Source organism: Synechococcus sp. CBW1002, assembly GCF_015840915.1.
In the GTDB taxonomy this organism is placed as follows: Bacteria; Cyanobacteriota; Cyanobacteriia; order PCC-6307; family Cyanobiaceae; genus CBW1002.
Map to the genome: position 1 here is coordinate 2,041,095 of NZ_CP060398.1, position 24,702 is coordinate 2,065,796.

Genomic DNA, 24,702 nt, shown 5'->3' on the forward strand with positions numbered 1-24,702 from the left:
GCAGCAGACCAGAAGCAGTTGGAGCCGCGAGTTTCGGATCTATGCACGGGGCGCATACTTTCAGCCCTCCAGCTGTTGCAACCTGCCCATCTGCCCCAGCTCCTGGGCGGTGTGGCGCAGCACTGGGTGCTCCTGCCAGTCGGACAGCAGCGCCAGCCACACCGGACTCTGGGGCCTTGTGGTCAAGGGGCTGCGGCGCAAGGAAGCCCAGGTGTGTGCCTCCCAATCCGCCACCACCAGCGCCAGGGCACTGCCATGGATCCGGCAGATCCAGTCGTCTGGGGTCTGAAGGCTGTTGCCACCGCTGCGCAGCGTCAGCCCCAGCTCTCGTAGAAGCCGCCGCAGGCCGGGCGCGACGCCCCGATCTGGCACCAGCACCTCCGGCACGGCACCCACCAGGACTGGCGCCTCTGGGCAGAACCCCAGGGCCAGGGGCAGCTCCCCCAGCGGCAGCAGCTCCAGCTCCTGGCGGTTGATCCCTGGTGCCTCCTCCAGCTCCAGACCCGAGAGCAGGGCGCCATCGAGCACGCCCTGACGCACCAGCTCCAGCCAGTTGGCTGCCGCCCGGAACCGCTGGGGGGTGGGCAGCAGCCAGGGGCAGCCCGCCAGCAGCGGGTGATGGAGAAGATCACTGCCGATGCGAGCCACGCCAGCGGCGAGGCGATGGGCGCGGCAGCCCAGCCGCAGCAGTCGCATCGAGGCCGAAGTGCCGTAGCCGCAGCCCCAGAGCTGGCGGCGATCGCGCACCAGGCCGAAGTCCTCCGAGAGGATCCGGTAGCGGCGGCTGATGGTGGGCTGGCTGAGCTGCAGCAGCCGGCTGGTCTGCACGGTGGTGCCGCAGAGCTCCAACAGATCGAGCAGGCGGATGTCGTGCAGCAACTCCGGCAGGCGGTAGTGGGGGGCCTGGGCCAGCGACGGGGGGCGCGGGGAAGCCATGGGGCGAATGCGGCGCTGGGAGCAGCCTCAGCAGCGCCGGCCACTTTTGAGCGCTTTCCCCTGCGAAATAGCAAAGCCGCTCAGCAGACCTCAGTGATAGCAACGATCTCTATCTGCTCTTTCGCATGGAGAGGCTTGCCGTTGCATGCCGCTGCCGCCAGGCTGCGGTCCATGCCTGACTCTCTGCCATGCCCTCGACAGCGCCCCTGCGCTGCCACCTGCTGATCGGCCCGCCCGCCAGCGGCAAGACCACCCTGGCCGGCGTGCTGGCCGAGCTCACCGGTGCCGTGGTGCTCTCCACCGATGTGGTGCGCCACGAGCTCTTTGGCGATGCCGCGGTGCAAGGCCCCTGGCGCGACATCGAGGCCCTGCTGCACCAGCGCCTCCGGGATGCCGTGGCCGCCGGCATCCCAGTGATCCTCGATGCCACCCATGCCCGCCGCCCCTGGCGCCTGGCGATCACCCAGGCCCTGAGCCTGCCGGCTCCGGTGGAGTGGATTGGCTGGTGGCTCTACACGCCGCTGTCCACCTGCCTGCAGTGGAACCAGACCCGCAAGCGCCTCGTGCCCGAGCCGGTGATCCGCGAGATGTCCGCCGCCCTGGCTGATCCGGCCTTTGGCCCCTCTCGGGCGGAGGGCTTCGCGGCAGTGGTGGCGGTGGTGCCCACCCACGGCCGCGAGCTGGAGGCCCTGCTGCGCGAAGAACTGGCCCGCCTCGATCACCGCATCCGCTCAGCCCGGAACCGCGAGAAGCGCTTCCAGCTCCACGGCTATTCGCGCCTCCTGGATCTGGAGCGGCTGCTGCATCTGCTGCGGCTGCTCACCACCTTCCCCGAACTCTCCGCGGCGGACCCCGCCACCCGCGCCGAGCTGGAGGCGATCGTGTCGCCCCTGCCGGAGGGCGACCTGGCGGATCAGGCCGCCGCCTACCTGCGCCGGCTGCATGGCGAGTGCTACGGCGATCCAGCTGCCATCCGCTCCGATCTGGCCTGGCTGGAGGCCAACGGCTTCTGCAGCGCCGAGCCCTCCCTGGCGCCGATCCAGCTGGCGCCAACCCCACCCCAGCCGCCCGCCGGAGCCCCCTGGCGGGGTGGCGTGCATGGTGGCTACCCACCCACTGGCGATGCGCCGGTGTTCGTGCGGGTGTTCACCCTGCTGCGCCATCTGCTGCAGCAGCCCTTTGATCAGGCCGAGGGTGTGGCGTTGCCGGAGCACCTGATCGAGCGCACCGAGGCCATCCCCGGGGCCTACCTCCCTTCCGAGGCGGCCACCCTGCGCAAGGACCTCGAGAAGCTGCTCACCCCCTATGGCTTCCGGCCCCGCAACGACAACGTCCGCCACGGCTATGCCATCGGCACCGCCTTGCTGTCGGCCCACCGGCTGCGGGAGATCCATGGGGTGGTGAGCCAGGCCGCGGGGCGCCTTGCCGATCCCACCGCCCAGGATCTGCTGCGGGAGCTGGAGCAGCGGCTCGCCTGGGGAGGAATCACGGTGGACGGCACGGCACCGGTGCGGGCGTTCGCCAACCGCTCGATCGTGAGCAGCGCCCTGGTGCGGCCCGACTCCCTGGCGGCCGAGCGCCAGGCCGAGGCGCTGGAGACGGCAATTGTGGAGCGGCGCCGCATCGAGCTGGAGCGCTACGCCTCGGTGGGCTCCTTCCCCGGCAGCCCCCTGGGGAGCTTGCGGGTGTGGCCGCTGCAGCTGCTCTTTCACACCATCGGCTGGTACCTCGTGTTTGAAGAGGACAGCCCCGGCCAGGAGCATGGGTTGATCCGCTGCGAACGCCTCGATCGCCTGGCCCTGCGCCGCAGCGAACGCGGCAACCGGCGCAGTGAGGAGGCCCACGCCCAGGGCCTCAAGCGGCTGGAGCTGTTGCTGCATCACAGCGGCGGCATCTACTTCGGCGACGACCTGGCGGCCCAGCTGCGGTTGTGCCATCCCCGCGGCCGCAGTCGCGAGCGGGAGATGGTCACCCTGCGCTTTTGCTGCCAGGGCTGGTGCTTCGCTTTCGTGCGTGAGGGCTTGCAGCGCTACCCGATCGAGCACACCCGCCTCTCGCTCCCCCTGCCTGGCGACACCTGGTGGCACCACCCCAAGGCACCGCATGTACTGCAGCCCGGCTCGCCGGCCGACAGCCACCCCTATCCGGTGGAGCTGGACCTCCCCAGCTGGACCGTGGCGGCTGACATCGACCTGCGCACCTGGCTGTTTGCTTTTGGCGCCGGCATCCGCATCGACAGCCCTCAGGCCCTGCGGGATGAGCACCGGCAGAAGCTGGAGACTGCCTTGGCGGTGTATGAGCAGCCTGAGGAGTCGCACTACAATGTAATGACAGCCAGAGCGGAGGGTCATGGCGCGCGATCAGGTGCTGCAGCTGCGGGCCTCGGCTGAGCAGCGCCAGCTGATTGATCAGGCCGCTGCGGCGGAAGGCATCAGCCGCACCGAATTCATCCTGCGCAGCTGCCAGGAACGGGCACGCGATGTGCTCCTGGATCGCACACTGTTCTCCCTCACGCAGGAGCAGACCACGGCCCTGCTGGCTGATCTGGAGGATTCCGGCGCTGCCGCCCAGGATCAGGCCAGCATCGAGCGCCTGCTCGACCTGCCGCAGCCGTGGCATGCGCCCGCCTGAGCCCCTCGGCCCCCAGCATCAGCTGGAAGGCTTCGACTGCGGCAACACCGCATTGAACCGCTGGCTGCAGCAGCGGGCCCTGGCCAATGAGCGCCAAGGGGTGTCGCGCACCGTGGTGGTCTGCTCAGACGAGGACAGCAACGTGATCGCCTACGCCTGCCTGTCGGCTGGCGCAATCGTGCTGGCAGAGGTGCCTGGTGCCTTGCGACGCAACATGCCGGACCCGCTTCCCGTTGTAGTGCTGGGCCGCCTGGCGGTTGACCGACGCCATCAAGGCCAGGGCCTCGGCCGCGCCCTGGTGGCCGATGCGCTGCGGCGCAGCCTGGCCGCTCGGCGCCTGATTGGCGCCAGAGCCCTGCTCGTGCACGCGATCGATGAGCAGGCGGCTGCGTTCTACCGCTCGCTTGGCTTTCGCCCCTCGCCGCTCAGCGCCTCGACGTTAATGCTGCAGCTCTCCGAACCAGACGGCTGACAACTGCCCTTAAGCCCCCCACACCAGACAGTTCATGGCTTATCCCAACATCGAAGCGATCCTGGAAGAAGGCGGTGACATCTCGGTCGGACGCGTCGGCCCGATCGACTGCGTGGCCTCCGCCAGCACCAGCTACGACTGTCCGGTGATGTTGGTGCGGCGCGACGGGGAGAGCTTCGTGGCGCTGCTGCGGAGGCTGGATCGCTCGATCGCCAAAGCCTGGGAGCAGGAGATCACCATTGATGAGGTGAACGGTTGAGTGGCTTCAGGGCAGCGAGCTGGCGCTCGTAGGCGGACTGATTCCGCTTTGTTTGGCAGATTCCGGCGACATTGTGAAGATTGCTGCGGATCTGCAGCTCGTTCAGCACCCTTCTCGCCTCAGTCGTCATAAGGGGCGATGCCGGAACTATTCACCCCACGCATAGATCCAGCCTCCTTGCCATCGCTGTCACCTGCAGCTGCGTTCCGAGGATGGAAGCCGATGTGCAGCACGGCATGGTCTTCCTGCCCCCAACCTCCGATTTCCCGCCCGATCCCGAACCTCTTGAACGTGAGGAGCTCAACAGCACCTACCTGGAACTGCGCAATTGTTACTCCAGCCTGATGCGAAGCCGCGCCCAGCATCGGCGTCTGGCCAACAAGGCCAAGGATGAAACCGCCCTGCTCAAGGAACGGATCACGGCCCTCGCCAGTCGCGATCTGCCCCAGCGCAAGGAACTCTATGAGCTCCTGGAGATCGTGACGGCCATCGCCGGTGACATTGAAGATGCAGGCGATGATCTGGTGAATGGCTTTAGCCGCTACAAGAAAGGTCGCCATAGCTTTCAAGGTGGCGGGTATATCGGTGATCTCGTCCGTGCAGTGATTCATTTCATCAATCGTTGGGGCCGCACCAAGGACCGCCTCGGCGATCTCAAGCAGAAGCAGCAGGAGCTGATCAACAAGTCGCAGGAGCTTCTGCCGCCACCGCCACCCCCCGGCGGCAATGGCAACGGCCACGGACCCGCAGCCGGGACACCCACACCGCCGGGGGACAGTGCGCAGCGACCCATCGACCTGAGCGCCAACGGCATTCAGCCCCCACACCCGGCCGAGCCCACAGGCCCTCAGCAGCCACAGCTGAACCTGCCCGATCCAAAGAGCCAGCCGCAGATCCAGGATCAAGCCAAAGGAGCCGACGACCATGGGTGAGATCGCCGATACCCTCCGCTCCACCCTGCAGCAGCTGGCCCAGGCCGATGCCCGGCTCTATCGCGGCCTGGCGGAAGAGCTGGGCGACAGCGCCACGGCAGTCGAGGAACCCCGCGCCCTGATCCAGCCCGAGGGCGGCACACCCGCCACGGAGGCCCAACTCCTTGCCCTGAAGAACGACGCCCTGCAGGAGCTCTGTGCCCAGAGGGGCATCAAGGTGCCCAAGCGCCCCAGGAAAGATCTGATGGTGGGCCTGCTGCTGGCCGATCCCAACGGCCCGCCGCCCCTGTCCCTGCTGCCTCCTCCCAAGACCAAAACCACCGCAGGTGGGAAGGCCGCGGGGAGCAAGGCTGGCGGTGCCGAGCTGCAGGCCCTGGAGCAGCGCCTCGATCGCCTGGAGCAGCTGGTGCTGCTGATCGCCCAGCAGGTGGGCGTGCCCCATGAGGCGATCGAGCGGCTGCTGTCGCCGGCTGCTCCAGAGGCCTGAGAGAGCAGACAACCCGCGACAGGCGCCCTAGATTCGCTATTCGCGAATGCCGAATGGCCTCTGCGTCCGTGGCCCGCTCACCGTCCAATCCCCAGCTCGTCCTGCGTCCGCAGGACCTGGTGGTGCTGCTGCGCCTTGCCCTGGATCCTGGACCCGCGCCCACCTACGCAGCCCTTGGCGCTGAGCTTGGGATGACGGCCTCAGAAACCCATGCAGCCGTAGAGCGGGCCGTCGCCGCCAGGCTGGCGATCAAGGATGAGGCCGGCAAGCCCGCGGTGGTTCGTGCTGCCTTGAAAACCTTCGTGCAGCACGGCGCTCGCTACTGCTTTCCCGCCACACAGGGCGGGCTCAGCCGCGGTCTTCCCACCGGCTACGCCGCCTCCCCCCTCAACGCGCAGATCCGGCCGGGCAACGACCCTCCACCGGTGTGGCCGTGGAAGAAGGGAACAGCCCGCGGCATCGCCTTCCACCCGCTCTATCCCAGTGTTCCCGAGGCAGCGGAGCGCAACCCGGCCCTGGGGGAGCTGCTGGCCCTGTTCGATGCGGTGCGCGGCGGCAGCGCCCGTGAACAGGCCCTGGCCCTGACGCTGCTGGACGAGCGGCTGCAGCCATGAACCCCAACACTGACACCGCGATTAAGGTTGAGGCAACGTCTATGCGGTCGGCGAGAGCCGCTGCCGTCATGACCCCAGCCGATTCAGCCATTCAGGAGCCGGAAGCTCCCTTCTCCATTCGCCGCCGCCAACGCGGCGGCAGACGAATCGTGGCGGTGAGCAGCTCGGTGAGCGCGATGGATGCCCTGCGAGCCCGTATCCGTGCCCAGAGCAAAATGGTGGCCGATCACATCGCGGCTGATCCTGAGGCCCAAGCCTTCATTGACGACTGGGCCACCCCTGAGCCCATCACCCGCTGACGACCAGCGTGGAGCTCAAGGCTGGGCAGATCGTCACCGTTGACTGGCGCAAGGATCCAGACCACCCCGCCCAGGATCCCCAGCCCCCTGAGCCGAACAAGCTCCGGCCGGCTGTCGTGGTGCAGGACATCGAGCTGTTTGACCCCGCTTACCCCACGGTGCTGGTGGTGCCGATGACAGGCGACCCAGCCCTGGCGATCCCCGATCTGACGGTGGTGCTGCAGCCCAGTCCCAGCAACGGCTGCAAGAAGGTGAGCGACCTGCTCCCGCAGAGCCTGACCTGCGTGGCCAAGACACGCATCACCGCAGCCACCTACTCACAGATCACCCCAGCCGAACTGCAGCAGCTGCGCCAGTTGGTGGTGCTGACCATCGGCGGCCTGAGCTGACGCATTCTGAGCCGATGACGAAGAACCGCGACACGCTGGAGAAACTGGGCCGCTTCCTGCTGCGCGGTCTGCGCATCGGCGCCAGCACGGTGTCGATCGTGGAGCTGCTCCGCAACGACTGGACCGGCGGCATCAGTGCCGGCGTGGCCTGGTTGGTATTCCTGCAGGTGGAGCGGCGGTTGCCGCCCCTCAGCTCAGATCCCCAGGACTGATCCGCAGCTCGGCGTGGCCGGTGGCTGGATCCAGCTCTCGCCGGAAGCGCCACTCCGGCAGCAGGCCGACCACCAGCTCGGCGGTGGTGCGCACCAGCGAGCCGGCGCAGAGGTGCCCGCCGATCACGGTACCGCTGCTGTCGGCGATGGCGATGTGCAGGTGGGCGCCATCGGGCGAAAGGGTGCCCGAGAGGCTGACGATCTCCAGCTCGCCGTGGATCGCCGTGGCCTCGGCCGCTCCTGCCAGGCGCAGCTGGGCCAGCGACAGGCTGCCGACGGCACTGATCACGCAGCCGGCCAGTTCCTGCTGCGCTCCCATCCAGGCCTCCAGAGCCAGGCGCAGGTCATCGCCGGGCTGCAGGCGCAACGGCACCACCTTCATGCTCCAGGCCCCTCCACCAGCGCCTGCACCATCACCAGGGCATCGACATAGCCCCGTTGCCGGTGGCGAAACGCCCCAGGCAGAGTGCCGACGACCTGAAAGCCGTTGCGCTGCCAGCAGCGGATGCCGGCCGTGTTGGTGCTCACCACCAGGTTGAACTGCATCAGCCGAAACCCCAGTCGCCGCGCCGCCTGCAGGGAGTGCTGGCAGAGCCTGCTGCCGATTCCCTGGCGCCTGCAGTGGTCGGCCACTACGTAGCCCGCATTGGCGACGTGGGCGCCGAGGGCGAGGGAGTTGGGCTTCAGGTAGTAGGTGCCCACCAGCGCACCCGCGGCATCCACGGCCACCATCACCGCCTGGCTCTGCTCCACCCACGCCACTTGAGCTTCCGCCTCGGTGATGGCCGGGTCGTGAGGGAAGGTTTCACCGGCGCGGAACACCGGCTCCAGCAGCGCCCACACCGCCGGCCAGTCGGCGGCTTCATAGGGGCGGATCTGCAGGGGGGTGGTGTGCGTGGCCAGGGACAAGCAGCGGCCGGAGTCGATTGTCTCGTTCAACGGCCCTCAGGGGCCATACACCGCAGGCCCCCTGTGCTGGAAACCGTCGCTCAATCCTCTTCTGCAGCGCCAAGGGGGATGAGTTTGATCTGCTTGCGGCCCAGCTTGATCTCGAACTCATCGCCGGGTTCCAAGCCCAGCTGAGCGGTGTAGGCCTTGCCGACCAGCAGATTGCCGTTGAACTGAACCTTGGCCACATAACTCAGGCTGCGGCCTGCCTTACCACGTCCGCCACCCGCTCCGGTGCCCAGGCTCATGCCCTTGGCCTCCAGCAGCGCCTCATAGAAGGCCGTGAAGTTCAGGCGCTCCGTGCCGTCCTTCTTGGTGCTCACATAGCCGCAACCCCGTACCAGATCAGACTTGGAGGCATCGCCCAGCTCCTTGACTTTCGCCAGAAGATCAGAACCGGTCAGCATGATGCGGGAGTTGGGTGGATCGACAGCCTCTTTTTGCCAGGCCTGCAGGCGTTGTCAACTGCCGTGGTTGTGACCCATGTCCGCTGAAAGCCGCTCCGGAGTGAGCCACTCCGCCAGCTTGGTGTAGCGCTTCCGCCCCAGGTGGTTCTTCACGGCCATGGCCAGGGCCTTCTTCTGGCCCACCAGCACCACCAGCTGCTTGCCGCGGGTGAGCCCCGTGTACACAAGGTTCCGCTGCAGCATCGCGTAGTGCTGGGTGAGCAGCGGAATCACCACCGCTGGGTACTCGCTGCCTTGGCTCTTGTGGATCGTGCAGGCGTAGGCCGGCACCAGGGTGTCGAGCTCTCCCCAGCCATAGATCACGGCCCGGCTGCCGGCGGCGCCGGCCTCGCTGGTTGGGAACAGCACGCACAATTCGCTGTTGTCTGAGTCGATCGCATCGATGGTGCCCACATCGCCGTTGAACACCTCCTTCTCGTAGTCGTTGGCGATCTGCATCACCTTGTCGCCCGGCGCGAACCGCCAGCCAAAGCGCTCCACGTGCTCGGGCGGATCTGGGTTGAGCAGCTTCTGCAGCTCGATGTTCAGCGAGCGCGAGCCGCAGCCGCCGCGCGCCATCGGGCAGAGCACCTGCACCTGGGCGATCGGATCGAGGCCAAAGCGAGCCGGGATGCGCTCGCCCACCACTTTCAAGATCAGGGCCACCGCCTGCTCAGGCGTCTCGGCCGGCAGGAAGTAGAAGTCGCTGCTTACGCCCTCGGCCGGGGCCCGCAGATCGGGGATGGTGCCGCCGTTGATGGCGTGGGCAGTGGTGATGATCCGGCTGGATGCCGCCTGGCGAAACACCTCGGTGAGCCGCGTCACCGGCAGCGCACCGCTGTTGATCGCATCGGCCAGCACCTGCCCTGGACCCACCGACGGCAGCTGGTCCACATCGCCCACCAGCAGCAGCGCCGCCTCCGGCGGGATCGCCGCCAGCAGCGAGGCCATCAGCGGTACATCCACCATCGATGTCTCGTCCACCACCAGCAGGTCGCACTCCAGCGGCAACTCGGCGCCACGCCGGAAGCCGTAGCTGGCCGGATCGAACTCCAGCAACCGATGGATCGTTTTCGCCTCCAGGCCGGTGGCCTCAGCCATGCGTTTGGCGGCGCGGCCGGTGGGGGCGCAGAGCTGGATGCGCAGCTTCTTGGCCGCCAGGATCTGCAGGATGGCGTTGATCAGGGTGGTCTTGCCCACCCCTGGCCCGCCGGTAATCACCAACACCTTGCTGGCCAGGGCCTGCTCCACCGCTTCCTGCTGGCTGGCGGCCAGCTGCAGGCCAAGCCGCTGCTCCACCCAGCCGATTGCCTTGGCCGAGTCGATCACGCCCCAGGGCGGAGCCCCCTGCGCCAGCTCCTGAAGCGATTCGGCGATCTGGCGCTCGGCCTTGTGCAGGTGGGCCAGGAAGATCGCCGGCTCGTCCGCCAGGCTGTCCGCCACCACGGCACCTTTTGCGAGCTCGAGATCCAGGGCTGATTGGATCTGTTCCGGCTCCAGCGGCTCGCGATTGCTGGAGCCGGTTTCATCGGGGCGGTCCACCGCCAGCAGCTCACCCGCCAGCTTGAGCAGCTCGGCGGTGGGCAGGCCGCAGTGGCCATCACCGCTGGCCTCCAGCAGGGCGTAGTTGATCCCCGCCCGCAGCCGGATCGTGGCGGTGGGTTCGATGCCGAGGCGGGCGGCGATGGCATCGGCGGTGCGAAAGCCGATGCCGCGGATGTCGCGCGCCAGGCGATAGGGGTTCTCCGCCATCACCTGCACGGCGTCGTTCCCGTACGTCTTGAAGATCCGCACCGCCCGGGCGGTGCCGACGCCATGGCTGTGCAGGAAGACCATGATTTCGCGCACCACCTTCTGATCAGCCCAGGCCTGAGCAATCCGGCCGGCGCGCACCTTGCCGATGCCCGGCACCTCCCGCAGCCGCTCGGGGGCCTGTTCGATCACCTCGAACACCTCCGCCCCGAAGACCGCCACGAGCTTGCTGGCGTAGATCGGGCCGATGCCGCGGATCATCCCGGAGCCCAGGTACTTCTCGATCCCCTCGGCGGTGGTGGGCGGTGAGGAGCGCAGGAAGGCGGCCTTGAACTGCTGGCCGTGCTCCCGGTCATTCACCCAGGTGCCACTCACCGTGACCCACTCGCCAGCACTGATCTCGGCGGCATGGCCCACCACCGTCACCAGCTCGCGGTGACCGCGCGCCTTGATGCGCAGCACGCAGAAGCCGTTGCTGGGGTTGTGGAAGGTGACACGCTCGATCGAGCCGGCCAGCACCTCGGTGGGCTCGGCTGCGGTGTCCGCCATCCCGCGGGACCGGCCAGCGACCGGCTTGTTCATGCCTCCCCGCGGTGCCATCGGGCCATGCTTACAGCCTCTTGCAACGTCCTCCTCGGCTGCTGACGTACTCCCGGCAACATGGGTGGAAGTCCATGGCCGATGCGACCGGCATCGGCAGGGCCAGCACCGATGAGCGAAATCTGATGCTCGACGACGAATCGGAGTACGACAAACGTTGTCAACAGATCCGCCAGGAGAATGCAGCCCTTCTTGGCGAATTCAGTCATTGGCTCAAGAAGGCTGGCCTTGGCGCGGCAACGATCAGAAGCCATTGCACCAATCTGGACTTCTATTTGAATCACTTCCTGCTCTACGCAGATCTATTGACGCCTGCCGATGGAGTCAGCTGTGTTGGCGAGTTTCTTGGCGACTGGTTTATTCACAAGGCCATGTGGTCCAACAAAACCACGGTCAAGGCTAATGCCACCAGCCTGAAGAAGTTCTATGGCTTCATGGCCGAGCGAGGGCTGATCAAGCCTGAAGAGTTCACCTCGCTGAAACAGCAGATCAAGGATGAGCTGCCGGACTGGCTGGACGCTGTCAAGAGATACAACAACCCGGATGCTGACCTCCTTGAGGATGGCTGGCCCATCTGAAATGGAGGTCGCGCCGCAGCCGCAGATGTTGCCTGGCTGCGGCTGCGGGCTTGTCACAGCTGGTGAGGTCAGCCGGCCTGGTGACAAGCCTGGTGCTGGTCTGCCAAGCGCACCTCCCGGTGCGACACCAAAAACGCTTCGATCCAGTCGTGGTGTCGCCTCTGGTTGATCCGATCGGCGATGGTCACCGCCTCCTCGGGAATCTGGAATCGCTTGCGGAAGGCCCGGGTGAGGCTCTCCAGCTGGGGCCTGGGGAGAGCCCGCAGGCTGGTGTGGAGGTGCTGGATCGTGTCGGCATCGAGGGCCTGCTGGCCGGGATCAGCCGGGGCTGATGGCTGTTGTGTGGGGGCCGCGGCCTGGGTGCGGCCTTGGGCCGGGGATGTTCCGGCGGCAGTAGGAGCGCCAGCTGCCGGCCGGCTCACGGGAGGCCGCTGCCCGCCTGGCCGCTGAGCTCCATCACCCTGGCCTCCTGCGCTGCTGACCTGCCTCTGCGCCTTGTCGTACAAAGCGAGGCCAAACGGGTTGCCGAAGGTCATGAGCGCCCGCTTCATCGCGTCGGTCTCGGCCTCCTTGAGGGCGGATTCATGGGCCTGGCCCAGATCCACGTCAATGCCGTGGCCAGCGCCGCTCCCCTCGCGGACCAGAGGCACCAGGCCTCCGGCGGTGACGGTGACGCGCACGCGGGCGGTGAAGGTGACACCCCAGCCAGGCTTCTGGTCCCGGCCAATCAACCGTTCGGCCTGGGCGACACAGCGGAGGGCGATCGTCTGCCGCTGCCAGCCATCAAAGCCAAAGATGCGGTTCGCTTCCGCGATCACCTGCCAACCCTCCAGATAGCTCACACGGCTGCGGCCCTGCTCCCGCTGGCGGACGTTGGCTCGATCGAGGGGAGCGGAGAGTGCAGCGAGCTGTTCTGGGGAGAAGCCGGAGGGATGAGCTTGGGGAGCGGAGTCAGCTTCTGGTAGGGCCTCCTCGGCGCGGTCAGCAGAGCGGATCAGCTCCAGGGCCGATGGAGGCCTCTGGTTGGGTCGAGGAGGAGCAGGGCGGCTGGTGGTGCGGGCACCGTTGGCGGATGGAACGGCGACGGTCATGGCGTTGGAAGCAATGGTGTGAGGAGGGGAGAGGGCCCCGGCTGCTCAGCCAGGACCCCACCTGTGAGGGGGCTTTGCCCCCTCAGCAGATGCGCCAGGAGCGGCGGGAGAGGAGCTGGGCACCGGTGATCTGCTGGCCAGCTTTGAGGGCCTCCTTGATGGCGGCCTTGTCCGGCTTGCTGGTGGTGGTGAAGCTCAACCAGGCGGGATCGAGGGCCTGCTCGTCGTCAATCACCACGGCAGAGGACTTGCGGGAGGTGAGCTCGTGATTCGGGAACGAGAAGCGGGTGGCTGCCGGCTGGAGCTGGGTGAGGACAAACACCAGCGACTCCTCCAGCGCGTCGGCCCGGCTGGCATCGGAGCGGGAGAGATCGGTGAGCCGCTTTGCCTGCTGCTGCCGGTAGGCGGCCTGGCCGCGGAGGTGCTCGATCACCCAGCAGGTGGCATCGGCCTTGGCGGCGAGAGCCTGCTTGTTGCCCTCTTCCGCAAGGAGGGCGGCCTCCAACTCAGCGAGGGCATGAGATCGGGCGTCGTCGTCATCGGTTTCGAGCTTTTCGGCCAGCTGGCCGATGGCGGTGGTGAGCTCCTGGGCCTCAATGCCCAGCTGCCAGAGCGAACCGGTGCGCTGCAGGGAGCAGGACGGCCCGGCGGCCTGGGGGAGAGATGGGGAGAGAGGAGCGGCGGGGGCAGTGAGAACAGCCATGGGGATGTGAATGGGAACGAGGAACAAGAGGAACGGGGCGGCGGATGCCGCTCAGGCGGCGAGGGGCTCCGGTGAGAAGGGCGGCGGTACTTCCATCACCACCACCGGCACCGGCGCACGGGAGGAGCAGCGGCGGGCCTGCTGCACCAGCGAGGCCGTGCCTGCTCCGCCGGGGAAGGCGATCACCAGCACCGAGGCGCTGAACGCTGGGGAGGTGTGGGTCTGGGCCTCCACCAGGGCCTGTTCGAGCAGAAGGCGATTGCGGATGGGGCCCGCAGCGCGGCCATGGCGGCGCCAATCAGCGGCGAGCTCTTGGACCCGCCAGCCGAGCTGATGGGCGGCGCGGCCGATAGCGCGATCAGCGCCACGGGCCCCGCCATGCAGCAGCAGATGGACAGGCCGGCCACCGCTGCGCTGGAGCAGGGCGGAGGCGATGCGCTCCTGGGGCCAGACGAGATCACGGCCACCAGCGGCGACGATGACGACCGAGCGATGGGCCAACGCCGGCGGCGGCAACAGGCCAGGAAGAGACAATGCAGCGGCCTGGGCCACTGCAGCAGAGGACAAGCTCATGGGCTACAGAGCAAACGAACGGGGCAAGTTGTCCAAGGATTTCGTTGCCGCAGGCGATGGGCTCGTGGCCTTTGGCGCAGGTCTTATTCTACCAGTACAAACGCACTGAGAGGCGAGCAGAGTGCTTGCGGGGCAATGGATCTACGCAAAGCAAAGCCATGCGCTGATGGATCGGAAAGCTGATAAGCAGACCCGCCAGATTCCGCACGGAATGCCCAGCTGACCGCGCAGCCGCGCGAGGAAGCCTGGGGCCTTCCTCCTCCCCATCAACGCGAGCGAAGGCCCGGCCACCGCAGTCGCGGGAGAGCGGCTCTGCCCACCACCCCCACACCGGCCCCGGAGCGGAGGGCGGCGGCGGCTGGCCGATGCACGCCACGGTGCAGCCGTGGCACGCTGAAGGACGGCCGTCGTCGCACCGAGAGGTGCGCTCAGCGAATCCGACCGGAGCCCTGCGGCGGTTGCTCAGCCCCAGGGAACGTCCATGAACTCCACCAGCAGCACGCCCCGGTGGGTGCCATGGATCTTCACCAGGCCAGCTTTGGCAGCACGCTCCATCCCAGGACGCTCCTTGCGGACCTGCTCGGCGCTGGCCAGCACCCGCACCCAGCCGCCGGTCATGAAGTCTTCGCTGCCGGTCTCAAAGGCCTGCAGCCGCCGGTGCTGGTTGCTGCTGCGCTCGTAGTACAGGCCCCCACCTGTGGGATCGCTCCCCTCGGCCCAGACCTGATCGACCATCAGCTTGCCGATCGCCAGGGGATCCCGCGCCGCTGCGTCAATGGCTTCACCATCGAGCACCAGCGGGTTGCCCGGGTCGTCACGGTTGTCGGAAATGATCAGGCGATTGGACACAACCTCGGCCCTTGGCGGATCAGGACCTCAATCCTGGAGGCCTCACGGCAATCAGGCTTCAGTGGCCCATCCGGTCCGACCGAGCACGGGAGAGAACCTCTCCCATCTGGAGCGGGAGAGATCACCCGGCGGGGAGCGGAGCGGGAATCTCTCCCCAAATCTCTCCCATCTCCCTTGGTCGATCGGTGAAAAGTCAGTCGGGGCGACAGGATTCGAACCTGCGACCTCCCCCAGTGTCAGCAAACGAACCAGTACGCGCGTACGCCCTCGCGCCCGAAACACCCACGGCCAAGCCAGAGCGCCCTTGCCACTCTGGTCATGAGGACATCGGGCCATGGCCGATGACATCTTTGGAGGCCTGACCCCGAAAGCAAACGTGGCCTGGGATTCGAATTGCGCTCCCTGCCCTGGCGACGGCTCGACTGACCAATGAGTTAGTCGGCCGATCCCGATTAGGAATTTGCTGATTTTAGTGCGCGAATCCTGCCTGATGCCCTCCCGATCACCTAGTGAGTCCTTAAGCCATGGGAGAACCAATTTCAGCAGGCAAGCGCCGAGCTCGTCTGAAAGTCATTAACCCTCGTTCCGCTGGAATTGATGTCGGCAGTAGATTCCACGTTGTTGCTGTTCCTGTCGAGCTTGATCCGAATCCCGTCCGCAAGTTTTCAAGCTTCACAAAGGATCTAATCGCACTCGCCGAATGGCTGCTGGCAGTTGGAATTAGCACCATTGCCATGGAGTCCACTGGAATCTACTGGGTTCCGCTTTACGAGATTCTCTCTGGCAAAGGCATTGACGTCTTTCTTGTTAATGCCAGGCACGCCAAGAATGTTCCGGGCCGCAAGACGGATATCAACGATGCACAATGGCTTCAGCAGCTCCACAGCTACGGCCTGGTGAGAGCAAGCTTTCGTCCAGACCAAAAAATCACAGAACTACGCTCATATCTGCGGCAGCGTGATCAACTTGTTCGATACCGCTCGTCTCATCAGCAACACATCCAGAAGGCGCTGATGCTTATGAATCTTCAGCTTCATCATGTTGTCAGAGATATCAGCGGACTAACCGGTAGGCGAATCATCGATGCCATACTTTCAGGTGAGAGGGACCCCGAAAGACTCGCTTCTCTCCGAGACAGACGCTGCAAGGAGAGCGCGGCAACAATTGCGGCTGCTCTTGAGGGGAACTACCAAGACGATCACTTGTTCTCTTTGAAGATCGCAGTTGAGCTCTTTGACACCTATTCAGAGAAGATCAGGGCCTGCGAGCTTGCGGCACAATCATTGATGACAGAGCTTGCCGGCTCGGACTATCAAGATCCAGGCAGTCAACCTGGGGATTGGAAGATATGCGGACATGGCTTTGCATTTAACCCAACCCACCTAATTCAAGCCTTGTCAGGCCACAATCTTCTAAGGCTTCCGGGATTAGGACCAACAACAGTTCTCACGCTCATTAGTGAGTGTGGGTTGGACATGAAGCGCTGGCCCAGTGCCCAGCATTTTGTGTCATGGCTGGGACTCAGTCCTCAGAACAGGATCTCAGGGGGAAAGGTACTTTCTTCACGAACACGACAGGGCACTACGCGAGCAGGTAGTGCCTTTTGGATGGCTGCCGTACCGCTGGGAAGAACGAATACTGCACTGGGTGCTTTTCAACGTCGTCTGGCAGCACGTGCCGGAAAGAGTAAAGCATTAATTGCTACTGCCCGAAAGCTTGCCATTCTTTACTACAAGACGCTCCGTGATGGTTTGGTATATCAGGATCCCGGTGCTGCCGCATATCAGGAGGAATCAAGGGATCGTCAGATTCGTGGTCTCCAGCGACGCGCCATTGCCCTTGGTTTTCAACTTGTTGCCTCTGCTTGAGGTGTGGTCAGTCAGCCGAGATCCCTGTTGGCCGTTGGTGTTTCTTAGGAAGAAGTCCGCTCGGTTTGACCCGTCCACCTGGGGGCCCAACCGACGACTATGCAACCGCCCTATGACGCCGCTCTGCGGCAAGCCGTCCGCCTGCGGATGAGCCCTCCGAACCTTGAGAGCGTGGCTGAGATCGCCCGCGACACCGGGATCACGGCGCAGACCATCTACAACTGGCGGAGCCAGTGGCAGAAGCAGGGCCAGCTGGTGCCTGCCACGAACCGGCCGCCGGAGCAGTGGAGCGCTGCCGACAAGCTGGCAGCCGTGATCCAGGCCGCAGGACTGAACGGAAGCGAGCTCGGGTCGTTCTGCAGGGAGCGGGGGCTGTACCCCAAGCAGGTTGCCCGTTGGCGCCAGGCCGCCGAGGATGCCAATGGCCCCAGCGCGCCGAGCATGGCTGATCAGCGGGAACTGCAACGCAAGAATCAGGAACTGGTCCGGCGGAATCGCCAGCTGGAGCGTGAATTGCAGAAGAAAGAAAAAGCACTGACAGAAGCGGCGACGTTGTTGATGCTCTCAAAAAAGTTCAACCAGATCTTTCAACCGGACGAGGATCCTTGATTCCGTCTGGCGATCGCGGTGCGATCGTCGCGCTTCTACAGGAAGGCATCAGTCGTGGCCTTTCGGCCAAGGCCATTGCTGATCTTTTCGGCCTGGCGACACGCACGCTGAGGCGATGGGGCTTGATGATTCGGACCCAGGGATTCAGCTGCGATCAACGCAAGGGAGCGTCCAGGCATGTCATGCATCGTTTCAGCGAGGAGGAGCGCCAACAGGTGTTGTCCACTGTCAACGATCCACGCTTTGCCGATCTCACGCCTGGTCAGATCGTGGCGATCCTTGCCGAGGAGGGAGTCTACGTGGGATCGGAGTCAACGATTTACCGCATCATGCGCCAGGAAGGCCTGTTAAATCATCGCGGCAGGAGCCGCCCACCGCGGGAGCCAAGAGAGCCACCCGTGCTGGAGGCAACGGGCATCCATCAAGTGCTGGCCTGGGATATCACCCTGTTGCCGGGGCCTGCGAAGGGTCAATTCTACTACCTTTATATGGTGATGGATGTGTGGAGCCGGCGCATCCTTGGCGTTGAGGTGCACGATCGTGAATGCGGCGAACTGGCCAAGCACTTCTTTGATCGTGTCTGCCGTGATGAAGGGATCAGCTCGGGGTCGACCACGATCCTGCACGCCGATAACGGAGCACCCATGCGCTCCTACACCTTGGCCGCCAAGCTGGCCGAGCTCGGCATCTCCCTGTCATTCTCGCGGCCGCGGGTGAGCAATGACAACGCCTACGTTGAGTCATGGTTCCGAACCATGAAATATCACCAGAGCTATCCAGTGCGTCGTTTCCGGGATCTTCTCTCAGTGCGTGCCTGGGTCGATGGTTTTGTTGACTGGTACAACGCTGAGCATCGTCACAGCGGCATCAAGTATGTGACGCCCAATCAACGTCACTACGGAGAAGCTGACGCGATCTGCAGAGTCCGTCAGCAGACCTATGAGCAGGCGCGTGCGCAACATCCACGCCGCTGGGCCAGGCCACCTCGCGATTGGGCTCAGCCAACAGTCGTGCGGGTCAACCATCCCAGACCGCAGGACACTGTCGCTGCTTGAAGATCAGAAACCCAGGCCCCAGGGGGTTGTGGTTGGACCGCCCGCAAGAGGCGGGCCGGCCTCAGCCTCCGACCGGGGGCCGGCCGCTCAAGCCTGCGCTCCTGATCAACGCGCGATGACGATCAACATCCGATCTCGAAGCCCATGATCCTCCATCCGGAGTAGGCTTTCTGAGGTACTCAGATCAGTACCCTGAGCGGACATCTTTGCTGATAGGCGCCGCCTAGTGCTCCCAAAGCACCCGCGCTACCAAGCTGCGCCACGCCCCGGTGACGAGACTCTAAACCTCAGCATCTGGCGCCTCAGGTCACGACAGCACCCTTGGATACGACAGCGCTTCCTAATTTTGGGGCCAGCGGCATGGGCGCAGTGGAGCGGGCGACAAGACAGCGCTGGTTCGTGAAGCTCGAGGAGGGCATCGTGGACAAGGCACGCTTCGATGCGGCGGTGCCGGCCCATCGGGGCTGGCTGGCTGAGCTGGAGGCTGCGGGTCATCGCCCCAGCAGCGGCTACTGGAGGGATCGTCAGGGCCTCAGTGGAGCTGGCGGGATGTTGTTGTTCATGGCCAGCGATCGCGACGAGGCCGAACGGCTGGTCTCCTGCGATCCGCTGGTGCGCCAGGGCTGCGTGCGCTGGGTTGTGCACGAGTGGTGCGTGGTGGCAGGCGAGCTCGCTGGTCCCCCTCAGGAGTGGAACAGCAGCACCAGCCCTGAGCTGAGTTGATGGAATTCACGTTCCTCCCGGCTCAGGTCAAGCCCCACCTGGAGACCTTCCTTGAGGGCGTCATCGAACGGAGGAGCCGATGGAGCCTCACCGGCACACCAGAGCGCAGCGATACCGACCGGGGTTGCATGCCAGCTGAAGCAGGGAGTCGTGCCGATGGCAGGTTCCTGCAGGGCGTCTTCGAGCAGTTCGCGGATGGGCATGGTGACCCGTAGCGGGAACTCCCAAGTGGTGGCCCCAGCTTCGACAGCTGACCCAGAGGGGGCAAGGTGCTGAGAGTTTTCGTGATGAAGGCCGCCTAACCTTCCCGCCATGACAGCCCTGCCCACCTCGATCGCGCTGGTGCACGAGTGGTTCACACCCCGGGCGGTGGGGGGGGCGGAGGCCGTGGTCGAGCAGCTCGATGCCCTGCTCCATCCCCAGCTCTTTGCCCTGGTGGATGGGGAGAGTCAGCGACCGGGGAGCTGGCTGCATGGCCGGCGGATTGAGACCTCCTTCATCCAGACGCTGCCGTGGGGCGTCAGCCATGTGCAGCAGTACCTGCCCCTATTGCCCCTGGCGATCGAGCAGCTCGACCTGGGCGGCTACCCGCTGGTGCTGAGCAGCAACCATCTGGTGGCCAAGGGTGTGATCACCGGACCCGATCAGCTGCATGTGAGCTATGTCCATACGCCGGTTCGATACGCCTGGGATCAGATGCATGCCTATCTGGCGCGCTCCGCCCTGGCGCGCAGTCCGCTCGGACCGCTGATCCGCGGCCAGCTGCATCGCCTGCGTCAGTGGGACGTGGTGAGCAGCAGCCGGGTCGACCATCTGATCGCCAATTCCCGCTTCACTGCCCGCCGGATCCAGCGCTGCTGGCGACGCACCGCCACGGTGGTGCATCCGCCGGTCGAGGTGGCTCGATTCCGCTGGGACCAGCCTCGCAGCGACACCTATCTCAGCGTCTGCAGGTTGGTGCCCTACAAGCGGGTCGATCTGGTGGTGGGAGCCTTCAATCGCCTCGGGTTACCGCTGGTGGTGATCGGCGATGGGCCCGAACGACGGCGACTCGAAGCCATGGCAGGCCCCAACGTCCAGTTTCTCGGCCACCGCCCCGCCGATGAGGTGACCACCTGGTTGCAACAGTGCCGTGCCTACGTCTATGCGGGGCTGGAGGATTTCGGGATCGCGCCGGTGGAGGCAATGGCGGCCGGCGCCCCTGTGATCGCGCTGGGGCAGGGCGGCCTGCTGGATAGTGTGCGTTGTCTGGAGAGCGGCGCGGCCCAGCCCACCGGGCTGTTGTTCCCTGATCAATCGGTGGAGAGCCTGGCGGCGGCCCTGGATCACTTCCACACGGAGCGGCTCTGGCGGCGGTTTCCCGCTGACGCCCAGCACGACTGGGCCCAGCGTTTCTCCCCGGCCTGCTTCCGTCGCCGCATGCAGGAGCGGTTGGAGACCCTGTGGCTAGCCCATCGCCACCGCCTCGCCCATGCCAGGGCCCCTGTGCCTCTGGAGGAGCTGCCACCGATTGATGGGGCGGCCTGACTCCGATTTTTAGATTGCCGCCACCGCCGTGCGGCTTCGCTGCCGTCTGCCGCTACGTTTCTTGCCCCTGCCTCCCGACCTGCCAACGCAGGGTCCGCGTCCATCTCCGCCGCACCCACCCCTGCTTTCTCTGGGGGTGGTTCCCTGGTCGGTGCCTGGACGGCCCCGCCAGGAACCCTGCGGCGGCTGTCCCTGCCCTCCCCGCTCATACTGGTGAAGCGACCCTCCGCCCATCAGCTGATTCGCCTGCAGTCGAGGCGCTCGCGGGTGATCAAGCGCAGCGGCGACATCGTGTTTTCGCTGGCGGTGCTCAGCCTGGGTGCGCCGGTGTTCCTGCTGCTCGCCCTTCTGGTCAGGCTCACCTCCCGCGGGCCGGTGTTCTATGTGCAGCAGCGGGTGGGACGGGGCTATCGCAGCTTTGGCTGCATCAAGTTCCGCACGATGCGGCGCGATGCCGACAGGTTGCTCTCCGCCCTGCTGGCGGAATCGCCCGATCTGGAGGAGGAATACCGCAACGACTTCAAGCTGCGCAAGGATCCACGCATCACCCGCCTCGGCAAATTCCTGCGTCGCTCCAGCCTTGACGAGTTGCCCCAGTTCGTGAATGTGCTGCGCGGTGAGATGAGCGTGGTGGGTCCGCGGCCGATCGTGGAAAAGGAGCTGGATCGCTACGCCGACCGTATGGATGAAGTGTTGGCCGTGCGGCCCGGTCTGACCGGCCTATGGCAGGTCTCCGGCCGCAACAACCTCACCTATGCCAAGCGGGTCAAGTTGGATGTGTCCTACGCGCGGCACCGGAGTTTCTGGATGGACCTGCGCATCATCCTGCGCACCTTCAGTGTCATCCTCGACCCCACGGACCGCGGCGCTTACTGAGTCGACCACGGTGACACGTCAATGCAACCGCCAAGGGCAAGGGCAATGGCGAGGGCCGACAGCAACCACAGCCCCGTGAGCCGTCTGGTGAGCTGAAGCATGCGGGTCACCGCCAGTGCATCGGCGGGCCTTCCGGCGGCATGGAGCACCGGCTTCAGCTTCTGTAGGCCGCCGTAATGGTTCAGCCCCCCCAGGTGCACATCCGCTGCCAGGGCATAGGCGGCTTGAGAGACGCCTGCATTGGGGGACGGGTCCGGCCTCCCCTGCAACAGAGCCCGGCGACAATTCACCAGGGCTGAACCTGGCCGACCCGCCGCCAACGGCAGGCTCAGGGCCACCAGCCGGCAGGGCAGCCAGGTGAGCAGATCATCGAGGCGGGCGCCGGCGGTGCCGAGCCAACGCAGACGGCCCTGGCGGTAACCGAGCATCGAATCCAGGGTGCTGGCCGCCTTGAAGCTCCAGGCCAGGCAGAGGGGGCCGGGCAGGACGACCAGAGCACGATCAGGCCAGGCGCACCAGAGCAGCGCACCCAGCAGCATCCAGAACAGGGGCGCGAACACACCATCCACCGCGTTCTCGCTGGCGGTTTCCGCGGCAGCCCGCAGGATCTCAGAGCGGCACAGGCCATCCACATCGCGGCCCACGATCCAGGCCAGCCGCTGGCGGGCCAGCTCCAGATCAGCGGGCGAGCGCCCTGACGTGAACGGCGGCAGAGCCGCGACGACGGCCCGGACAGCCTGCTCCAGGCTGCGGCCGGCCAGAGCACTGGCCAGGGCGATCACCAGCAGCGGCAGCGCGACCGGATGCACAAGGGTCAGCCGCTCGACCTGCCAACCAGCCAGGCCGCTCAGACCGACCACCAGCAGGGTGAGGCCGGTGCCAGCCAGGCGCAAGCGTCCGGGCCGATCGCCCGCCCAATCTTCAGCAACCCGACGGAACCATCCGATGCCCCAGCCGATCACCTGCACCGGGTGAAGCCAGCGCTGCGGATCACCCACCAGCCGATCCAGGGCCACGCCCGCCAGAACCGCGAGCATCGGGGCGAGGGGGACCAGCCGCAGCAGCGGCGGCAGGACAGAGGCCTCCATCGCTCAGCTGGAGACCGCAGGCCGTGGCGGCCGGCCCAGCAGCAGCGCCATCGCCACAAAGGCGAGCACCTGCAGCGGAATGGCTTGGCCCAGGCCCAGCGACTGGGTGAGCAGGCCCATCGCCAGGCTGCCGGCCAGGCCGCCCACAGCGCCGGAGCGCTGCAAGGTCTGCCAGCGCAGGGGAGCGTCGCCCCGAACGGCCAGGCGATCCACCAAGGCTCCATCAGCGGCGGCAGCCAGAGCCCCGATGGGCACGAACAGCAGCACCGCCCCCCAGCCCGGCAAGGCTTGAACCTGGGTCAGCAGCAGCAGGCCAGCCATCAGCCCATAGCGGGCCCAGGTCGCCAGAACCGGCAGGCGGCCCTGAAGGCTGCGGCCCACGCCGTAGGCCGCCAGCACCATGGCGAAGTCAAAGCAGTTGCCTGCCCCCACGGCCCGCACCCAGAGGGGCAGCAGCGCGAAGAGGCTGCCGAACAGCAGCCCCTGCAGCACACAGTGGCGATCCAGGGGCAGCGGGGCCATCGAGGGCAGGGCCGCAGCCGCGGCAGTCGCTTCCGCAGCGCCATCAGCCGAGCCAACCGGAGCCTGCTCCCGCGGCATCAGAGCAGTGGCCCCGAGGGGAAGCAGCAACAACAGAGCCGGCACGAACTGCCTCACGGCCGGAAACAACACGGCCGTGAGCAGGTTGCCCGCCAGGGAGCCGAGGTCACTGCCCTGCCGCAGGCGTTCGATCGAGAGCTCCGGGTTGCGCAGCAGGCGCCGCTGCAACGGCAACTGGCTCAGTTCCCCGCCGATGCCGAACAGCAACACCGCCAGCAGGGATGCGATCAGCAGCCCGATGTCCGGCCAGCTGGAGGCCTTGCCCAGACTCACGCCCAGCAGCAGCAGCACGCTGACCAGCTGCAGTCCATAGCCGGAGGCTCGGCGCCGCAGCGGCAACAGCACCGGCAGGGTGCCGAGGGCCGGCAACAGGCTGTTGAGCAGCGGCGACGGCGTCAGGCCGCTCACCATCCAGGCGGTGGAGGCCAGGGTGAGGCTGGTGCCGGCCTGGGCGCTGCCCCAGAGCAGGGAGAGGCGGAGCGAGCGCATGGGGCGGTCACGACAACGGTCCGTGCCGGCAGGGCACGGACCCAGAATGGTGACAGGCGCCGGGTCGGGATCAGGCGGCCTTGAGCCAGCTGAACATCGAACGCAGACCCTTGCCCACCTGCTCGATCGGATGGGCGGCGTCGCGATTGCGGGCCTTGGTCATCTCGGGCTTGCCGGCCTCGCATTCGGCCACGAAGTTGCGGGCGAAGGTACCGTCCTGGATGTCGGCCAGGATGCGCTTCATCTCGGCCTTGGTGTCGGCCGTGATCAGGCGCGGACCGCTCACATAGTCGCCGTATTCGGCGGTGTTGGAGATCGAGTCGCGCATGGCGGTGAGGCCGCCCTTCACCATCAGATCGACGATCAGCTTCACTTCGTGCAGGCACTCGAAGTAGGCCAGCTCCGGCTGGTAGCCGGCCTCCACCAGGGTCTCGAAGCCAGCCTTGACCAGCTCACTGAGGCCACCGCAGAGCACGGCCTGCTCACCGAACAGATCGGTCTCGGTCTCTTCCTTGAAATTGGTCTCGAGAATGCCGGCACGGGTCCCACCGATGCCCTTGGCGTAGGCCATCGCCAGGCCGCGGGCATTGCCGGAGGCGTCCTGGTGGATGGCGAACAGGGCAGGCACGCCCATGCCGTTCTGGTACTCCCAGCGCACCGTGTGCCCAGGGCCCTTGGGGGCGATCATCACCACATCCACATCGGCGGGGGGCTTGATCAGCTCGAAGCGGATATTGAACCCATGGGCGAAGCTCAGCACCTTGCCGGCGCTCAGGTGCGGCGCGATCTCCGCCTCATACACCGCTTTCTGGGCCTCATCGGGCAGCAGCACCATGATCCAGTCGGCCTTGGCGGCCGCATCGGCCACACTCAGCACCTCCAGGCCATCGGCCCTGGCCTTGTCGGCCGAGCGACTGCCCTCATACAGGCCCACCACCACGTTGACGCCGCTGTCCTTGAGGTTGAGGGCATGGGCATGGCCCTGGGAGCCATAGCCGATGATCGCCACCGTCTTGCCGTTCAGCAGGCTGAGATCAGCATCGGAGTCGTAGAAGAGCTGGGCCATCCGGCGGCGGGCAGGGCAAACGGCGAGTGT

30 protein-coding genes are annotated in these 24,702 nt (G+C 66.1%); 17 read left to right on the forward strand and 13 right to left on the reverse strand.

Going from position 1 to position 24,702, the window contains the following annotated elements:
- Positions 1-60 precede the first annotated feature (60 nt).
- Positions 61-936, reverse strand: coding sequence for a hypothetical protein (locus tag H8F24_RS09830; protein ID WP_197153726.1), 876 nt, complete (start codon positions 934-936; stop codon positions 61-63).
- A gap of 188 nt (positions 937-1,124) precedes the next feature.
- Here H8F24_RS09830 and H8F24_RS09835 point away from each other — a divergent pair, with 188 nt between their 5' ends.
- The 10 genes from H8F24_RS09835 to H8F24_RS09880 all read left to right on the forward strand — a co-directional run bounded on the left by H8F24_RS09835 (position 1,125) and on the right by H8F24_RS09880 (position 7,231).
- Entirely contained in the window at positions 1,125-3,326 is a 2,202-nt protein-coding gene (locus tag H8F24_RS09835) for an AAA family ATPase (RefSeq protein ID WP_197169598.1), read from the forward strand.
- Positions 3,286-3,567 (forward strand): DUF1778 domain-containing protein, encoded by a 282-nt coding sequence (locus tag H8F24_RS09840; RefSeq protein ID WP_197153728.1) that lies wholly within the window; start codon positions 3,286-3,288, stop codon positions 3,565-3,567. Before H8F24_RS09835 ends, H8F24_RS09840 begins: the two co-directional genes overlap by 41 nt.
- Positions 3,554-4,039: a GNAT family N-acetyltransferase gene (locus H8F24_RS09845; RefSeq protein WP_197153729.1), complete on the forward strand. Its 486-nt coding sequence runs from the start codon at positions 3,554-3,556 to the stop codon at positions 4,037-4,039. The genes H8F24_RS09840 and H8F24_RS09845 overlap by 14 nt, the downstream gene beginning before the upstream one ends.
- 34 nt (positions 4,040-4,073) lie before the next feature.
- Complete coding sequence (locus H8F24_RS09850) at positions 4,074-4,298, forward strand: hypothetical protein (protein ID WP_197153731.1); 225 nt, start codon at positions 4,074-4,076, stop codon at positions 4,296-4,298.
- Between the two features lie 80 nt (positions 4,299-4,378).
- Positions 4,379-5,230 carry a hypothetical protein gene (locus tag H8F24_RS09855; RefSeq protein WP_197169599.1) on the forward strand — a complete coding sequence of 284 codons (852 nt, stop codon included), beginning with the start codon at positions 4,379-4,381 and terminating at the stop codon, positions 5,228-5,230.
- The gene (locus H8F24_RS09860; protein ID WP_197169600.1) at positions 5,223-5,717 is read left to right on the forward strand and encodes a hypothetical protein; all 495 of its coding nucleotides are present in this window, start codon (positions 5,223-5,225) and stop codon (positions 5,715-5,717) included. The genes H8F24_RS09855 and H8F24_RS09860 overlap by 8 nt, the downstream gene beginning before the upstream one ends.
- 53 nt (positions 5,718-5,770) lie before the next feature.
- Positions 5,771-6,331, forward strand: coding sequence for a hypothetical protein (locus H8F24_RS09865; RefSeq protein WP_231597698.1), 561 nt, complete (start codon positions 5,771-5,773; stop codon positions 6,329-6,331).
- A gap of 68 nt (positions 6,332-6,399) precedes the next feature.
- Positions 6,400-6,630 (forward strand): hypothetical protein, encoded by a 231-nt coding sequence (locus H8F24_RS09870; protein ID WP_197153735.1) that lies wholly within the window; start codon positions 6,400-6,402, stop codon positions 6,628-6,630.
- 8 nt (positions 6,631-6,638) lie between these two features.
- Positions 6,639-7,019, forward strand: a complete 381-nt coding sequence (locus H8F24_RS09875) for a type II toxin-antitoxin system PemK/MazF family toxin (RefSeq protein ID WP_197153736.1) — start codon at positions 6,639-6,641, stop codon at positions 7,017-7,019.
- A 14-nt stretch (positions 7,020-7,033) separates the two neighbouring features.
- On the forward strand, positions 7,034-7,231 hold the full coding sequence (locus H8F24_RS09880; protein WP_197153737.1) for a hypothetical protein: 198 nt from the start codon (positions 7,034-7,036) through the stop codon (positions 7,229-7,231).
- Here the strand turns inward: H8F24_RS09880 and H8F24_RS09885 are convergent.
- Genes H8F24_RS09885 through H8F24_RS09900 form a run of 4 tightly spaced genes read right to left on the reverse strand, consistent with a single transcriptional unit; the run spans position 7,209 to position 10,959 of the window.
- Complete coding sequence (locus H8F24_RS09885) at positions 7,209-7,613, reverse strand: PPC domain-containing DNA-binding protein (protein WP_197153738.1); 405 nt, start codon at positions 7,611-7,613, stop codon at positions 7,209-7,211. The genes H8F24_RS09880 and H8F24_RS09885 overlap by 23 nt on opposite strands.
- Positions 7,610-8,170 carry a GNAT family N-acetyltransferase gene (locus H8F24_RS09890; protein WP_231597699.1) on the reverse strand — a complete coding sequence of 187 codons (561 nt, stop codon included), beginning with the start codon at positions 8,168-8,170 and terminating at the stop codon, positions 7,610-7,612. The genes H8F24_RS09885 and H8F24_RS09890 overlap by 4 nt, the downstream gene beginning before the upstream one ends.
- Before the next feature lie 50 nt (positions 8,171-8,220).
- Positions 8,221-8,586 (reverse strand): AbrB family transcriptional regulator, encoded by a 366-nt coding sequence (locus tag H8F24_RS09895; protein ID WP_197153739.1) that lies wholly within the window; start codon positions 8,584-8,586, stop codon positions 8,221-8,223.
- A 54-nt stretch (positions 8,587-8,640) separates the two neighbouring features.
- The gene (locus tag H8F24_RS09900; protein WP_231597700.1) at positions 8,641-10,959 is read right to left on the reverse strand and encodes an ATP-dependent RecD-like DNA helicase; all 2,319 of its coding nucleotides are present in this window, start codon (positions 10,957-10,959) and stop codon (positions 8,641-8,643) included.
- A 92-nt stretch (positions 10,960-11,051) separates the two neighbouring features.
- Here H8F24_RS09900 and H8F24_RS09905 point away from each other — a divergent pair, with 92 nt between their 5' ends.
- Complete coding sequence (locus H8F24_RS09905) at positions 11,052-11,555, forward strand: recombinase (RefSeq protein ID WP_197153741.1); 504 nt, start codon at positions 11,052-11,054, stop codon at positions 11,553-11,555.
- 68 nt (positions 11,556-11,623) lie between these two features.
- On the opposite strand, the gene H8F24_RS09910 is transcribed toward H8F24_RS09905, so the two are convergent.
- The 4 genes from H8F24_RS09910 to H8F24_RS09925 all read right to left on the reverse strand — a co-directional run bounded on the left by H8F24_RS09910 (position 11,624) and on the right by H8F24_RS09925 (position 14,771).
- Positions 11,624-12,646, reverse strand: a complete 1,023-nt coding sequence (locus tag H8F24_RS09910) for an RAD52 family DNA repair protein (RefSeq protein ID WP_197153742.1) — start codon at positions 12,644-12,646, stop codon at positions 11,624-11,626.
- Positions 12,647-12,728: 82 nt separating this feature from the next.
- Entirely contained in the window at positions 12,729-13,349 is a 621-nt protein-coding gene (locus H8F24_RS09915) for a siphovirus Gp157 family protein (RefSeq protein ID WP_197153743.1), read from the reverse strand.
- A gap of 51 nt (positions 13,350-13,400) precedes the next feature.
- Complete coding sequence (locus H8F24_RS09920; protein WP_197153744.1) at positions 13,401-13,922, reverse strand: SLOG family protein; 522 nt, start codon at positions 13,920-13,922, stop codon at positions 13,401-13,403.
- Between the two features lie 462 nt (positions 13,923-14,384).
- On the reverse strand, positions 14,385-14,771 hold the full coding sequence (locus H8F24_RS09925; protein WP_197153745.1) for a hypothetical protein: 387 nt from the start codon (positions 14,769-14,771) through the stop codon (positions 14,385-14,387).
- Between the two features lie 524 nt (positions 14,772-15,295).
- Here H8F24_RS09925 and H8F24_RS09930 point away from each other — a divergent pair.
- From H8F24_RS09930 to H8F24_RS09945, 4 genes are all read left to right on the forward strand, one after another.
- Positions 15,296-16,639 carry an IS110 family transposase gene (locus H8F24_RS09930; RefSeq protein WP_231597702.1) on the forward strand — a complete coding sequence of 448 codons (1,344 nt, stop codon included), beginning with the start codon at positions 15,296-15,298 and terminating at the stop codon, positions 16,637-16,639.
- A 99-nt stretch (positions 16,640-16,738) separates the two neighbouring features.
- Positions 16,739-17,248: a transposase gene (locus H8F24_RS09935; protein WP_197169601.1), complete on the forward strand. Its 510-nt coding sequence runs from the start codon at positions 16,739-16,741 to the stop codon at positions 17,246-17,248.
- Entirely contained in the window at positions 17,245-18,303 is a 1,059-nt protein-coding gene (locus H8F24_RS09940; protein WP_197169602.1) for an IS3 family transposase, read from the forward strand. The genes H8F24_RS09935 and H8F24_RS09940 overlap by 4 nt, the downstream gene beginning before the upstream one ends.
- A 360-nt stretch (positions 18,304-18,663) precedes the next feature.
- A complete protein-coding gene (locus tag H8F24_RS09945; protein ID WP_197153762.1) occupies positions 18,664-19,026 on the forward strand; it encodes a YciI family protein in 363 nt (120 codons plus the stop codon).
- On the opposite strand, the gene H8F24_RS09950 is transcribed toward H8F24_RS09945, so the two are convergent.
- Entirely contained in the window at positions 18,987-19,229 is a 243-nt protein-coding gene (locus tag H8F24_RS09950; protein ID WP_197153763.1) for a hypothetical protein, read from the reverse strand. The genes H8F24_RS09945 and H8F24_RS09950 overlap by 40 nt on opposite strands.
- Before the next feature lie 109 nt (positions 19,230-19,338).
- On the opposite strand from H8F24_RS09950, the gene H8F24_RS09955 reads away from it, so the two are divergent.
- Positions 19,339-20,553 (forward strand): glycosyltransferase, encoded by a 1,215-nt coding sequence (locus tag H8F24_RS09955; protein ID WP_197169603.1) that lies wholly within the window; start codon positions 19,339-19,341, stop codon positions 20,551-20,553.
- 186 nt (positions 20,554-20,739) lie between these two features.
- The gene (locus H8F24_RS09960) at positions 20,740-21,429 is read left to right on the forward strand and encodes a sugar transferase (protein WP_370594823.1); all 690 of its coding nucleotides are present in this window, start codon (positions 20,740-20,742) and stop codon (positions 21,427-21,429) included.
- Here H8F24_RS09960 and cbiB read toward each other — a convergent pair.
- The 3 genes from cbiB to ilvC form a co-directional block, all read right to left on the reverse strand.
- On the reverse strand, positions 21,423-22,517 hold the full coding sequence (gene cbiB, locus H8F24_RS09965) for an adenosylcobinamide-phosphate synthase CbiB (protein ID WP_231597706.1): 1,095 nt from the start codon (positions 22,515-22,517) through the stop codon (positions 21,423-21,425). The two genes, H8F24_RS09960 and cbiB, sit on opposite strands and share 7 nt — an antisense overlap.
- A 3-nt stretch (positions 22,518-22,520) precedes the next feature.
- Positions 22,521-23,606, reverse strand: a complete 1,086-nt coding sequence (locus tag H8F24_RS09970; RefSeq protein ID WP_197169604.1) for a hypothetical protein — start codon at positions 23,604-23,606, stop codon at positions 22,521-22,523.
- Positions 23,607-23,676: 70 nt separating this feature from the next.
- The gene (gene ilvC, locus H8F24_RS09975) at positions 23,677-24,672 is read right to left on the reverse strand and encodes a ketol-acid reductoisomerase (RefSeq protein ID WP_197153766.1); all 996 of its coding nucleotides are present in this window, start codon (positions 24,670-24,672) and stop codon (positions 23,677-23,679) included.
- Positions 24,673-24,702 lie beyond the last annotated feature (30 nt).